The organism is Kistimonas ophiarachnellae, assembly GCF_057552235.1.
In genome coordinates, this window is the sequence record NZ_BAAJPA010000018.1 from 75247 (window position 1) to 89350 (window position 14104).

Annotated in this window: 11 protein-coding genes; 5 read left to right on the forward strand and 6 right to left on the reverse strand. The window is 50.9% G+C overall.

The annotated features are described in order from the left end of the window. Positions 1–6 precede the first annotated feature (6 nt). The gene (locus AC27K1_RS19160) at positions 7–600 is read left to right on the forward strand and encodes a nucleoside deaminase (RefSeq protein WP_487152404.1); all 594 of its coding nucleotides are present in this window, start codon (positions 7–9) and stop codon (positions 598–600) included. A 21-nt stretch (positions 601–621) separates the two neighbouring features. Here AC27K1_RS19160 and AC27K1_RS19165 read toward each other — a convergent pair whose 3' ends face one another. From AC27K1_RS19165 to AC27K1_RS19190, 6 genes are all read right to left on the reverse strand, one after another. After that, positions 622–1461 carry an ABC transporter permease subunit gene (locus tag AC27K1_RS19165; RefSeq protein ID WP_395176462.1) on the reverse strand — a complete coding sequence of 280 codons (840 nt, stop codon included), beginning with the start codon at positions 1459–1461 and terminating at the stop codon, positions 622–624. Continuing rightward, the gene (locus AC27K1_RS19170; protein ID WP_487152405.1) at positions 1458–2372 is read right to left on the reverse strand and encodes an ABC transporter permease subunit; all 915 of its coding nucleotides are present in this window, start codon (positions 2370–2372) and stop codon (positions 1458–1460) included. The genes AC27K1_RS19165 and AC27K1_RS19170 overlap by 4 nt, the downstream gene beginning before the upstream one ends. After that, positions 2369–3508, reverse strand: coding sequence for an ABC transporter ATP-binding protein (locus AC27K1_RS19175; RefSeq protein ID WP_487152406.1), 1140 nt, complete (start codon positions 3506–3508; stop codon positions 2369–2371). Before AC27K1_RS19175 ends, AC27K1_RS19170 begins: the two co-directional genes overlap by 4 nt. A gap of 235 nt (positions 3509–3743) precedes the next feature. Then, positions 3744–4838, reverse strand: coding sequence for a polyamine ABC transporter substrate-binding protein (locus AC27K1_RS19180; RefSeq protein WP_487152407.1), 1095 nt, complete (start codon positions 4836–4838; stop codon positions 3744–3746). Between the two features lie 207 nt (positions 4839–5045). Further along, positions 5046–5993, reverse strand: coding sequence for a cation diffusion facilitator family transporter (locus AC27K1_RS19185; RefSeq protein ID WP_487152408.1), 948 nt, complete (start codon positions 5991–5993; stop codon positions 5046–5048). Between the two features lie 379 nt (positions 5994–6372). Further along, positions 6373–7659: a protein kinase family protein gene (locus AC27K1_RS19190; protein ID WP_487152410.1), complete on the reverse strand. Its 1287-nt coding sequence runs from the start codon at positions 7657–7659 to the stop codon at positions 6373–6375. 638 nt (positions 7660–8297) lie between these two features. Here AC27K1_RS19190 and AC27K1_RS19195 point away from each other — a divergent pair. The 4 genes from AC27K1_RS19195 to AC27K1_RS19210 all read left to right on the forward strand — a co-directional run bounded on the left by AC27K1_RS19195 (position 8298) and on the right by AC27K1_RS19210 (position 13373). Continuing rightward, a complete protein-coding gene (locus AC27K1_RS19195) occupies positions 8298–8528 on the forward strand; it encodes a FeoA family protein (protein WP_395184984.1) in 231 nt (76 codons plus the stop codon). Position 8529: 1 nt separating this feature from the next. Beyond that, positions 8530–10884, forward strand: a complete 2355-nt coding sequence (gene feoB / locus AC27K1_RS19200) for a Fe(2+) transporter permease subunit FeoB (RefSeq protein WP_487152412.1) — start codon at positions 8530–8532, stop codon at positions 10882–10884. Beyond that, positions 10884–11141: a FeoC-like transcriptional regulator gene (locus AC27K1_RS19205; RefSeq protein WP_487152413.1), complete on the forward strand. Its 258-nt coding sequence runs from the start codon at positions 10884–10886 to the stop codon at positions 11139–11141. The genes feoB and AC27K1_RS19205 overlap by 1 nt, the downstream gene beginning before the upstream one ends. 195 nt (positions 11142–11336) lie before the next feature. After that, entirely contained in the window at positions 11337–13373 is a 2037-nt protein-coding gene (locus AC27K1_RS19210; protein WP_487152414.1) for a neutral/alkaline non-lysosomal ceramidase N-terminal domain-containing protein, read from the forward strand. The last annotated feature ends 731 nt before the right edge of the window (positions 13374–14104 follow it).

Here is a 14104-nt window from a genome sequence, read left to right on the forward strand (position 1 = left end):
CGACCTATGACGTCCCGGGCATTCTCACTCGCATTACCGGCATGGGCAGAAAGAGAAAATAACCTCTTGCCCGAATGTCTGCCTTCTCTGGAAGAACGGATGGCTGCGGTTATCCGCTTCTCACGACTGAATATTGAACATAATACGGGCGGGCCATTTGCCGCTGGCGTATTTGAGCGGGACTCTGGACGACGGGTAATCATCGGGGTCAACCGGGTAATGGAGAGTAACTGTTCCTCTGCGCATGCCGAAGTCATGGCATTGTCACTGGCACAAAAGGCCCTCGGGCAATGGGACCTGGGCAGCGCAGGTTTGCCAGCCTACCAGCTGGTCGTGAACTGGCGCCCGTGTGTGATGTGTTATGGCGCTGCCTTATGGTCTGGCATACGGTCGCTGGTCGTTGCAGGCAGTGGTCCGGAACTGGAACAGATTACCGGATTTGATGAAGGGCCAATCCATCCGGACTGGAAAGGTGAGTTTCAAAAGCGCGGCATAGAAGTCACCGACAATATCCTCACCAACGAGGCCATTGCCGTTTTCCGGCTATTCAGGGATGAAGGACACGTTGTTTATAACGCCAGGCAGGGAGAACCTGCCTGACGAAAACAGCATCATGGACGTTTACAGTTCATCCATGCCTTTAAGCGCTTCCGCCTCCCGTTGCTGGAGGTCCGCACGTCTCGCCAGCCACCAGGCAATGAATGCTGCCAACGACACTACCAGGATAATCAACGTCGCCAACGCATTGATCTTCGGTGTCACACCCAGTCGTACCGATGAAAAGACCACCATCGGCAACGTGGTTGAGCCAGGGCCAGACACAAAGCTCGCAATAACCAGGTCGTCCAGTGACAGCGTAAACGACAACAGCCAGCCCGCAGCCAAAGCCGGGGCAATGGTCGGAATCGTAATCAGGAAAAATGTTTTCAGCGGTGTGGCGCCCAAATCCATGGCCGCCTCTTCAATGGAAACATCGACTTCCCGCAACCGCGATGAAACGACGACCGTCACATAAGCCGTACAGAAGGTCACATGGGCAATCCAGATGGTCAGCATGCCGCGATCCTGCGGCCAGCCAATGGTTTGCGCCATAAAGACAAACAGCAGCAGCAACGACAGACCAATAATGACATCCGGCATAACCAGTGGTGCAGTGATCAGGCTGTTAAACAGCGTTTTCCCGCGGAAACGGGAAAAACGCGTCATGATATATGCCGACATCGTGCCTAACACCACCGCCATGGAGGATGTCCAGAACGCAATCTGCAAGCTGGTCCAGACGGCGGCCATCAACTGGTCATCCCGGAACAGTTCCAGATACCACTTGCCGGAAAAACCCGCCCAGACGGTCACCAGGCGCGACTCGTTAAACGAGTAGATCACCAGGATCAGCATCGGTACGTAGAGAAAAACCAGCCCGGCCACCAGCATCAGGTTGGTGAATGACAAACTCCGTTTCATCGTTCGCCCTCCAGCTCACGGGCCTGGAAATGGTTAAACAGTGCTATCGGTAACAGCAGGATCAACAGCATCACCATCGCCAGCGCAGAGGCCACCGGCCAGTCACGGTTATTAAAGAACTCCTGCCAGAGCACCTTACCGATCATCAGGGTTTCCGGTCCACCCAGCAGCTGCGGGATGACTACTTCACCGACCGCAGGAATAAACACAAGCATGAAACCTGCAATAATGCCGCTGCGGGACAGTGGCAGCGTTACCCGGAAGAAGGATTCCCACGGGCGCGCGCCCAGGTCCTGCGCCGCTTCCAGTAACGAGTTATCCAGTTTCACCAGGTTGGCGTACAGCGGCAGCACCATGAACGGCAGGTAGGCATACACAATGCCAATATAGACCGCCAGGTTGGTGTTCATGATAATCAGGGGATGATCAATCACCCCCAGCCACATCAGGAAGTTGTTCAACAACCCATTGTTTTTCAGAATCCCCATCCACGCATAGATCCGGATCAGGAACGAAGTCCACGACGGCAGCAGCACCAGCAGCACGAGTAACGTCTGCCGTCGTTTGGATGCCCGTGACATGGCATAGGCCATGGGATAACCCAGCAACAGGCAGAGGCACGCTGAAATAAAAGCGATCTTCACCGAGCCAAGATAGGCGGCAAAGTACAACTCATCATCCGCCAGGAACAGGTAGTTCCCGAAATTGAGGACAATGGTCAGCGCTTCATCGACATACTCGAAAATGGACGAATACGGCGGTATCGCAATCTCGGAATACGCGAAACTGATTTTCAGGACAATGGCGAACGGCACCAGGAAAAACAGCACCAGCCACAGGTACGGCGTGCCGATCACCAGCCCCCGGCCGAAGCGGCTCCGGGTTTCCTGCCAGTTAGTTAACCATTTCATGAATTCAGCACCACGCAGTTGGTGGAATCCCAGGAAACATACACTTCATCGTCCCAGGTCGGGTTATCCGCGGTGCGCTCTACGTTGGCCATGTTGCACTGGATTACCTTGCCGGAGGGCAGTTCCACGTAATACACGGAGTGCGCGCCAAGATAGGCGATATCAACCACCACGCCTTTCGCCCAGTTATGCTCTTCTTCAGGTTTATCCACATCCACGAAGATTTTTTCCGGACGAACAGCAACCCAGACCTTCCGTTCTTCCAGCGCCGTGGTAATACCGTGACCGATACGAACGGGTACCGGCAGATCCTTACTGTCGATAATGACGTGGTCGGCGGCATCGGAAACGATTTCACCGGCGAAGATATTGATGGAACCAATAAACTCCGCTGTCATACGACAGTTCGGGGTTTCATAAATATCCATCGGCGTACCGGTCTGCACGATCCAGCCGGCGTCCATGATGCCGATCCGGTCAGCCATGGTCATGGCTTCTTCCTGGTCGTGGGTAACCATCAGGCAGGTGACGCCTACTGTTTCCAGGATCTCCACCACTTCCAGCTGCATCTGGGTACGCAGCTGCTTATCGAGCGCGCCCATAGGCTCATCCAGCAACAGCAGCTTGGGCCGCTTGGCCAGACTGCGAGCCATAGCTACACGCTGTCGTTGACCACCGGACAGCTGATGAGGTTTACGGCGCGCATACTTGCTCATCCGCACCATTTTCAGGAGTTCCGCCACCCGGTCAGCGATTTCCGCCTTGGGCAGCCGATCCTGTTTCAGGCCAAACGCCACGTTCTGTTCCACGGTCATATGGGGAAACAGCGCATACGACTGAAACATCATGTTGATGGGGCGTTCATACGGCGGCAGGTCGGTAATATCCTGACCATCCAGGAAAATACGTCCATCGGTAGGTTTTTCGAAACCGGCCAGAATACGCAACAACGTGGACTTGCCGGAACCGGATCCACCCAGCAGGGCAAAGATCTCACCCTTGTGGATCGTCAGGCTGACATCATCCACCGCCACCGTTTCATCAAAGTGCTTGCTGACGCGGTCAATGCGCACCAGGACTTCTTTCTTTTCCCGGGCGCTTAGTTTCTTCTTGTAGAAGGTGGACGTTACTGCCATGAAAATACGTCTCCACTCGACCGGGCCGCGAGTGCGCCAGCCGACAAAACTCTGTAAACAGAAAGTGTTTCAAATGTAGTCCATGAGCACCGGCGGGACATGCCGCAAGTGCTCAACAATGGCCGGAGTTGTTTTTCTAGAGGGCGATTACGGGAAAAAGTTCCCCATCTGCCCGTTACCGGTCAGATCCTGGATTCGCCCACGGGAAAACAACAATCGGCCATTGATCAGGCGGCTACTGCCCGGACTGGATCCGGTTCCAACTTCGGTTAATCGTTCGGGTCAGCGATGATGTGACTTCCCGGAAAGTAAACAGTTTCTTGCTGGTCTCGGCATCCGGGTATATGCCGGGATTATTGCGGATCTCAGGATCAAGCAGGGGCGTCGCGGCATCGTTCGGATTCGCATAGGCCACGTAATTGGAAATGGAGGCAATCACTTCCGGCTTCATCAGGTAATTGAGAAAACGGTGCGCATTCTCGATATTGGCCGCGTCCTTTGGAATAGCCAGCATGTCAAACCAGAGGCCTGAGCCTTCCTTCGGGATGGAATAGCTGATATTGACCCCGTTGCCGGCTTCGTCGGCACGGTCCGCCGCCTGGTATACGTCGCCGGACCAACCTACGGCCACGCAGATGTCGCCATTGGCCAGATCCGAAATATAGCGGGAGGAATGGAAATAGCGCACATAGGGGCGTACGGCAAGCAACGCCTTTTCCGCCTTGCGGTAATCTGCGGCCTTGGTACTGTTCGGGTCCAGTCCCAGGTAGGAGAGCGCCACCGGCATCATCTCTGTCGCAGAATCCTGGAACGCAACGCCACACTTTGACAGCTTCTTCATGTTCTCCGGGTCCATCACCAGGGCCCAGCTGTCAACCGGGGCTTTATCACCCAGCACCTCTTTCACCTTGTCAGGGTTGTAACCTAAACCGGTTGTTCCCCACATATACGGCATTGCATAGGTATTGTCGGGATCATGCTCCTGTAGCTGTTTGAGCAGATCCTTGTTCATGTGTCGCCAGTTTGGAAGGCGTGATTTATCCAGCGGCATGAATACGCCGGCTTTTACCTGGCGGGCCAGGAACTCGCTGGTAGGGGCAACGACATCATAGCCGCTGCGGCCGGACAACAATTTGGCTTCCAGGACCTCATTGCTGTCAAACACGTCATAAATGACCTTGATACCGGTTTCTTTCTCAAAGTTCTCTATCGTATCCTCGGCGATGTAGTCGCTCCAGTTGTACACATGCACAACGTTCTCTGCGGCTACACCGCCACTCAGGCTGAAGGCGAAGACAATTGGCGCCAGAATATGCTTGAAGAAGGTCATCTAAAATCCTTCCGTTTCCTGATAAATCCTGTTGGACAACGAGCCACTGCTTGTGGCCACCCCCTTTACTCATTCACGGTCAGATAAATACAGCTATGAACAAGAAAAAATGCGAAAAATACAATTGAATATTGCAGGGCGCACATTGTCCTCATCAAACGTCAGGGGTCAATTATTATTGGTACAAAAGTTGTCCTTTCCGGAAATTTAATGACCATGGTCAGGCACCAGATCGCTTTGACTTTCCAGGGGAGGCTCAGAATCCGTGCAGTAATCCTGTTCCAGCTGAATGGTAGCGTGATCAACACCGAACCGTTCCCGCAGTACATCATTGATTGCTTTCAATGTTTTGCAGTTACTGGCCAGCTCCGTGGTTTTGACATGCAGGGTCATCAGAACCCGCTCCGGTGACAATGCCCAGATATGCACATGATGCACATCCAGCGCTTGAGGCACCCGTTCAACAATCGCCAGACGTACTTCTTCAGCGACCAGGTGTTCAGGGGCACCTTCCATCAAAATATGCGCAGCCTGCCTTAAAAGTGCCCATGCACTGCGCAGAATAAAACCTGACACCACAACGGATAAAATCGGATCAATGGGTGTCCATCCGGTCAGCATGATAACCAGCGCGGCAATAATGGCAGCCAGAGAACCCAGCAGATCCCCCATAACATGCAGGGCTGCCCCACGCATATTGAGGTTATGGCGATCGCCACCATGGAGTATGGCGAAAGCAATGATATTCACGACCAACCCAATGGATGCCACCAGTAACATCGTGCCGCTCAACACCGGAGAGGGATGCCAGAGGCGCTTGCAGGCTTCAACCACGATAAATGCCACGATCACAAACAGGGACAGTGCATTGAGAAAAGCAGCCAGTGTCGTTGTTCTGTGATACCCGAAGGTTCGCCGTGCATCAGGCTTGCGTTCACTGTAACGGAGCGCGATTAATGCCAGAAATAACGACGCGGCATCCGTCAGCATATGCCCGGCATCCGCCAGTAAGGCCAGGGATCCGGAGACCAGACCGCCCGCCACTTCGACAAACATAAAGCCTGCAGTCAGCAAGAAGGCGATGACTAGACGATTGCGACTATCGATATGCGCATGTTTCATGGCCAGGCCAATCAAGGAGTCGGGAAGAGGCAACAACGATCTGGAAAGAGTATAGGCTGATGGGCAGGACGAAAACACACTCTCTATAAACGACAAAACCCCGAAACCGGGGTTCTGACGATCGTTGTTTGTACGCTTCCGTGCGCCACACTGCCCTGTGCGTTCGCTGTCCTTGCAGGGTTAATGTAACCCTGCCGGAAATTTGACAATAGCCGACAACTCCCTCTTGGTACGTGAGATATCTCTTACGCGCAGCGCAAATCACAGGTAATCAGGCAATCTTGACACTCATGCCCCGCACCTTATTTTCGCGGGAATCACCCACTTGCCACACAAACCTGCCAGGGATTCAGCCACAGTATCTTACCGGTTGAACCGAGTGTTAACGCTAACAAGGATCACGCTGCGACTTCTACACATGACTTGACTGGTCTAACTTACTCAGCTTTCTTCGCTGATCATCGGCGATTATCGCTGGATCAACCCTATCTTCTTTGACTCTCCTTAGCGCTGCTCTGCTCCATACAGCGAGTTCTTTCCGCCAAGGGTATCCAGCCAACTTTTCAGGGAACTCATCGTAAGGCGTTATATAAAAAGTTTGCCTATCCCCAAACTTCTCTTCAATGATTGAACCAATAGTCTGATGATCAACTTCCTTTTTATCGATACTAGAAATAAACGCATTATATTCTTGCACTTCCGTAGAATACAGCTTCGCATTATCATCTTTTCTGATAAATCCATAAAAGCCTTCTGCAGAAGAACCGACCGCTATCTCATGAAAAACGATACCCAGAGCCCAGCGATCAGAAAACATTGAATATATAGCAGGCTCAAAATCTACAAACATCTCCGGTGCAGCATAACTAGGAGTTCCAGGAGTTCTACTTGAAGAGTATTCTTCCCCCTCAGAAGCCACCTTCACAGAAAATCCATAATCACACCATTTCCAGACTCCATCATAACCTAACAACAGGTTATCTATTTTTATGTCTCTATGAATTATGTTTAACTGATGAAGGAAGGCTAATCCGTCGCATGCATCCGCTATAAGCTTACGAGCGTCTTTTTCGGGGACGTCAACTTGCGTTTTTTGAGTTAAGTAGCAGAAAAGATCCATTTGACACAACTCCATGCAAAGCACTTTCTGATCACCATTAATTACAAATGACGAAAACAGCTTGACTATGTATGGATTCGGCGACAATGAGGAGATCATATCAATCTCAGTAATGAAATGCATCAGAGCTTGTTCGTTTGACGATTGAGTTTGGTACTTGATAGCAAAACTCTTTCTTCTATCCAACTCACCTTCTGGTGTTTTCGTATATACTTTTAATACCTGTGAAAATAAACCTTCTCCAATAAGGTCGACAGTGTAACCTTCAAAGGTTGACGTGTATTTCGGTAGAAGCGGTTTACTACCAATTATTCTGTAATTGTCTAATATCTTCACCGCGCTTTCTACATCGCTCTTATTACATTCACTATTCTCAAGAAACTGCTCATATGTTTGAAAATCTGATACATTAGAAAAACTCACTTCTTGTGCTGGCGGTTTAACTTCAACACTTCTGTGACCTGCTGACGCCTTTTCAAGGCTTGATTCTCCAATGGCACCTTCTAACGCAGCATCGCCGCTGTCAGTTTCTCTACGTACGCCCCCCCTTGCAACAGGTATAGATGCTTTTCTTTCCATATACTCCATTCCTCTATTAACTTCAGTTTTTTCTATGAATTAGAAGCAAACACAGGGCATAAAGTTCATAGCCGGAAAAAATTAACAGTTTAACTAACATGGATATCAGCTTTTTATACCAGTAGCACCACCTGTAATATGAATACGGCTATGTGAGCTTACACAAGCCAGGCAGGGAAAAAAATGGGAATACCTTTGACCACATATAGCGGTACATATAACCGGATGATTGGTTATCAGATAAAAATACTTGAGTTCTTTCTCTAAAAATCCCGCCACACAGAGCCGCTTTTCACCATACTTATACAGCATTACGGAATCTGCATAGGGTTAGTTAGTCACCATGGCAAGTGTGGGTCTTTTTATAGTCACTCTCTCTGCCATTAAGCATTTTCGCAGAGGATCATAGAGTACATAACCCTACAACACATCGGCATACACCGATGCCAAAGCCCAGGTAAATGGGATTAGATGTGCAGGTAACTATTCATTGATCGAAATATAACCACCTGTCGGATATTGATGATGATCAATGATATTTTTTTACTAAAAAATGATAATGATTCTTAATTGTTACACTATTCGCAATTCGCTCTGACCCCTGAAGGGATCAGCCGCTGCGGGAGGATCACCATTCTATGACGTTGACACTGGGCGACCTGACTGTTGGAGACACCGGCACCATCACCGGCTTTTCCTCCAACCAGCGTACTTACCGACGCAAATTGCTCACCATGGGCATGACACCCGGCACCACCTTCAAGGTCTGCCGTGTCGCCCCACTGGGCGATCCCATTGAGCTGGAGCTGCGCGGTTTCCAATTGAGCCTGCGCCGTGAAGAAGCACGTATTGTCGAGGTCTCCCGGTAAGATGTCTGATTCCTTTACAGTCGCCGTTGTCGGCAACCCGAACGCGGGAAAAACCAGTCTCTTCAACGCCATGACCGGCGCTCGTCAGCGTGTGGGCAACTGGCCGGGCGTCACGGTTGAAAAGAAAACCGGTGAATACCACTTCCACGGCAAGCACATTACCCTGGTGGATCTGCCCGGCACCTACTCTCTGGATGTTATCAGTGAGGACGTTTCCCTCGATGAACGTATTGCCCGGGATTACGTACTCTCCGGCCATGCGGATCTGATCATCAATATCATTGATGCATCCAATTTCGAGCGTAACCTGTACCTCACCACCCAGTTGCTGGAAATGAAGCAACCGGTCGTTGTGGTCCTCAACATGATGGATATGTTGAAAGACAAGGGCATGCTGCTTGATGTTGAAAAGCTTGGTCGCCAGCTTGGCTGCCCGGTCGTACCGGTTGTGGCCAGCCGTGGCAAAGGGATTGAAGAACTTCAGGAAGTCATCAATCGGGCAGTTAAAAACCCCGATGCAACAGTACAACACAATACTGTGCCTTCAGAAGAACTGCAGCTGGCAATCAGTCAGCTGGCAGAGCAACTGGCACCGATCGCCACACAAAACCGTGTTGAGCCCGAGTGGCTGGCACTGAAACTGCTGGAAGGCGACAGTGACCTGGAACAGTGGCTCAACAGCGACATGCTGTGTGCCGTTAACTGCCGTCGCGCCGCGCTGGAAGAGGCCTGTGGTGAAGATGCTGATATCCTGATCGCAGATGCACGCTACAAGTTCATCAGCACTATTACTGCTCAGGTGCTTGAGCGTCGTGGCACATTATCCAAAACCATCAGTGCCAAGATTGATGCGATTGTCCTGAACCGGATGTTAGGGCTGCCCATCTTCCTGGCCGTCATGTACCTCATGTTCCTGTTTACCATTCAGGTGGGCAGTGCATTCATTGATTTCTTCGATATTTTCACCGGCACAGTGCTGGTTGATGGCGGCCGCTATGTTCTGAGCAATATGGGCGCCCCGGAATTCCTGATTACCCTGCTGGCGGACGGCGTTGGCGCCGGTATTCAGACTGTCTCAACCTTTATCCCGGTTATTGCCTGCCTGTTCCTGTTTCTGTCCATTCTGGAAGATTCCGGCTATATGGCCAGGGCGGCGTTCGTTATTGACCGCGCCATGAACGCGATCGGTCTGCCGGGTAAGTCGTTTGTTGCCCTGCTGGTTGGTTTCGGGTGTAACGTGCCCTCCATCATGGGCGCACGTACCATGGAGAATCCCCGGGACCGGATGCTATCAATCATGATGGCCCCGTTCATGTCCTGTGGTGCGCGACTGCCGGTCTATGTCCTCTTTGCTGCCGCGTTCTTCCCCTATAACGGCCAGAATGTGGTATTTGCGCTTTATCTGATCGGTATTGCCGTGGCCGTTATGACGGCTGTCATCATGAAGCGCACCCTGCTTCCCGGTGAAACCAGCCCGTTCATCATGGAGTTGCCAGACTATCATCGCCCCCTGGTCAAGCAGGTACTGCTGCGCACCTGGGATCGTCTGCAAGTCTTCATTCTGGGCGCGGGTAAAATCATCGTTCTCGTTGTCACCGTACTGGGTGTTCTGAACTCCATGGGCACTGATGGCACTTTCGGAAATGAAAACACTGAGAAGTCGGTACTGAGTGAAGTGGGTCGTACCATTACCCCCGTCTTCTCCCCGATGGGTATGACTGAGGAAAACTGGCCGGCAGCAGTGGGTATCTTTACGGGTATCTTTGCGAAAGAAGCCGTTGTCGGCACGTTAGATGCCATGTACAGCCAGCTGGCTGGCGCCACCTCTGCAGATGACGCTGCAGACTACAGCCTCTGGGGCGGTATTCGCGAAGCCATGGCAACGGTTCCGGAAAACCTGGCAGCCATTGGTGACAGCCTGGCTGATCCCCTGGGCATCGAAATCGGTGTTATTTCTGACAGTGGCGCCGTCGCAGAAGAACAGGGCATGGCCGCGACCAACCTGAGCGTTATGCAACAGCTGTTCGCTACCAAGGCGGCTGCTATCGCCTATCTGCTCATGATTCTCCTGTACACGCCCTGCGTCGCTGCACTGGGTGCGATCTACCGGGAAACCAACATGCGCTGGACGGTCTTCATCGGCTCGTGGACCTTCTTCATGGGCTACCTGGCCGCCACGCTGTACTACCAGGCGTCTATCTGGACCCAGAGCCCTGTCAGCGCGACCAGCTGGATCGCAGGTATGCTGGCAGTGTTCATCGCAGTCATCATTGGGCTGCGCCGGTTCGGCAGCATCGAAATGGACAACAAAGTGCCGGTAACAGTCACCTCTGGTAATAGTTGCTGTAGCTCGTAATGTTGATACCCCTGAAAAACTACCTGGCCGAGCAAGGCCAGGTCAGCCTGGCCGATCTGGCCAAACACTTTAAAAGCAGCCCGGACGCGCTCCGTGGCATGCTGGGTCACTGGATCAGAAAAGGTCGCGTATGCAAGGAGACACTGGGGTGCAACAAAGGCTGTGCCTCCTGTCCGCCCGAGCAGACTGAAATCTATCGCTGGCTGGGCCCAAGAGCTGCGCAGCCGGGATGTATCCCACTTTGTCAGCTGGCCTAGTCAACACAAGACAAACCAGCTCATATACTCCGCTTCATGGCATGGAAAGGATTCCTGCCATGATCAAATTTCCCTGCCTCACATGCGATAAACTGGCTAATATGCCTCTTCCTGATGGCGATAGTGTTATTGGAACACTGCCATGACTGCTATAAAGTAGTACCAAAGTACAACAATAATAATACTGGACATGTCATGACAGGATTCGTACGACTGCGTCGGCATTTGCCCGCACTGCTTTTTACCGTCTTATTCATCTCCGGCTGTGCCAATACTGAAACATACCGTGTCGCCTATACCGAAGCTCAGCAGAAGTCTTCAACAGGACAGCTGACTGCAGGTGTCGCTCACGCCGATATCACGCCTCCTCCCGGACTCCCCCGTGCTGGCTACTCCATGTGGTCAACAACCGGTGAAGGCTTCCGTAATCGACTGGCGGCACGCGCCTTCTACCTGAAAGATGCTGAAGGTAATGCACTGGCCATCGTACAAACCGATCTGCTGGCAGGTTCACGCATCCTTCAGGGTAAAGTGGCAGAAGTTGTCGCCCAAAAGACCGACATTGATGCAGGCAACCTCGCCATAACAGCCACACACACGCATTCCGGTCCTGGCCAATACCTTGGAAGTGCCTTCTATAACAAACATGCGTCCCACAAGGATGGCTTTGACCCGGTCTACTTTGACTTCCTGGTTGAACAACTCTCAACGGCCATCATCGAAGCGTATGACTCACAACAACCCGCCAAAGTCGCTACCGGACGTACTGATGTGTGGGGATGGACCAGGAACCGTTCACTGGAACCGTATCTGAATAACGATACAACGAAAAATCTTGCTGACACGGCCAGTGATGCCTTCCATGCCATCAACCCTGCGCTTTACATGGTGCGTATCGATACACAACAGGAAGATGGCACCTACAAGCCTGCCGGCGCTTTTGCCAGCTTCTCCATACACGGCACAGGGGTGCCTGAGCGTGATCCTTTCTTCAATGCAGATATCTGGGCTTATATTCAAAACGATGTGAAGTGGGCTATTGAACAGGGGTACAACACAGAACAGGGCGTTGTCTTTGGTGCATTCGAAGGTACCCACGGTGATATGGCACCTGCATCCCGCCTGGAAATGCTGGGGCAAATTGAATCACGCCGCGTCGGCAAAGGCATAGCGAAACACGCCTGGAATCTGTTCCAGTCTCTGGATACGAAACTCTCTGATACCCTGTCTCTCCGTACAGCAACCCGGGAGTTGGATATCAGAAACAACAATACCTATGACGACGTCAGTATCTGTGAGGAAGCGGCTGCTGGTAATACTCTCGCTGCCGCTCCCTTTGAACACACGTCACCGGTTATCGGATACCTTCCTTTTTTCAAGCAGGGATCACGCCGCACATTCTTTACCGATAACTGTAACGGAGAGCGTCGTATACTCGGTTTTGATTCGCTGCAGAGAATTCTTGAACCCAAGGATTCATTTCCAAGGACTGTACTGTTCCAGGCTTTCCAGATTGGGGATATGGCCATCATCCCACTGCCTTATGAAATCACTGCCGAATCTGGCAAGCGGATAGAAGACGGCATTCGGGAAATCTATGAAAATCATGGCCAGTCTATCCGTCACGTCATGGTATCGAGTCTTGCCAATGGTTATACCGGGTACATGACGACACCTGAAGAATATGCGATCCAGTATTACGAAGGCGGACATACCATATATGGCAAATATACCCAGCCAGTCATAACCGGACATGCGGTTAATCTGGTGGATAGTCTCCTTCAGGGTTCAGATAACGTCCGTGATCTGCCAGACACCCAAGAATACACACTGAAGACCCGACAGTTTGTGCCTGATGCTGTTGAGCCAAATGAATCCATCCGTTCAGTACTGACTGCACCTGAATATAAGCACGCCTATAGCAATGAAGAAGGCTACTGGGCCTTCAAATGGCAGGATGTGGGTCCAGGTTTAATTAACCTGCATAAACCCTTGATTAGCATTGAAAGTAGCGAGAATGGCAAGGAATGGGTGCCTCTCGTCGTCAATGAGATACCGGTCGATGACAATGGCTATGATATTGCTATCCAGATGTTGGAGGATGAAGGGGAATTCGCGGAATACACAGCCTACTGGTATAACCCTGTCTTTGAAGGCAAGAAGCGACAATTCAGGTTTGTGATCCAGGCCAGAGCAAACCAGCCAGTATTCTATTCGCCCGCGTTTCGTTAACTTTTCTTTTGGGGAGTGTTCAGCACTCCCTTATTTTGAATTCTTAATATTTCTGTCCGGATCCAGCTTTTTCCTTCCCATAAATCATGAGCATTCTGTGTTCAGGGATTTTTGGAACCTTCCTGAATTTGGTTGCATCAAACCCAAGTCGTGTAAGCCTGAAATGTCTTAACCAGCCAGCTGTGATTTATTAAGTGAAACTTCAATCTAAATTTCACAGTTAAACTTCATGAAATCGGTGCCCCTGAAGGAGTAATACCAGTCATTTTTTCTAACTACGATCTGGAGCACTGGCAAGGTTTGCTTTGCTAAGGCAGTCTGTGGCCTAGTTAATATGGCTCGGTTCACTTGCAAGCCAACGTTCTACCGGCATACAACATCGGTTTCCTTCGCAAATCGACCTATAAAAGAAATCTGACAATTTCTCCGAGCAACGCAGAACAGGCCACAGAGGACTGAACCGCAGTTAGAAAAATCGATTTGTATAAGTTGATCTGAATTATTAGGTTCACCCAATGAGTAAATGTTTGGATTTAGTCAACCCCATGTTCAACACGGGGATACAAAGCTTTTTCGATTTTAGACTACGAAATTTAGGTTCAATGAAGCAAAAGAAGTGAGAAGTAAGAAGTAAGAAGTAAGAAGTAAGAAGTAAGAAGTAAGAAGAATATAAAAACCGTACAAAGCAAAAACCCTGACCAGTTGCCTGATCAGGGTTTTCTAATTAAAGT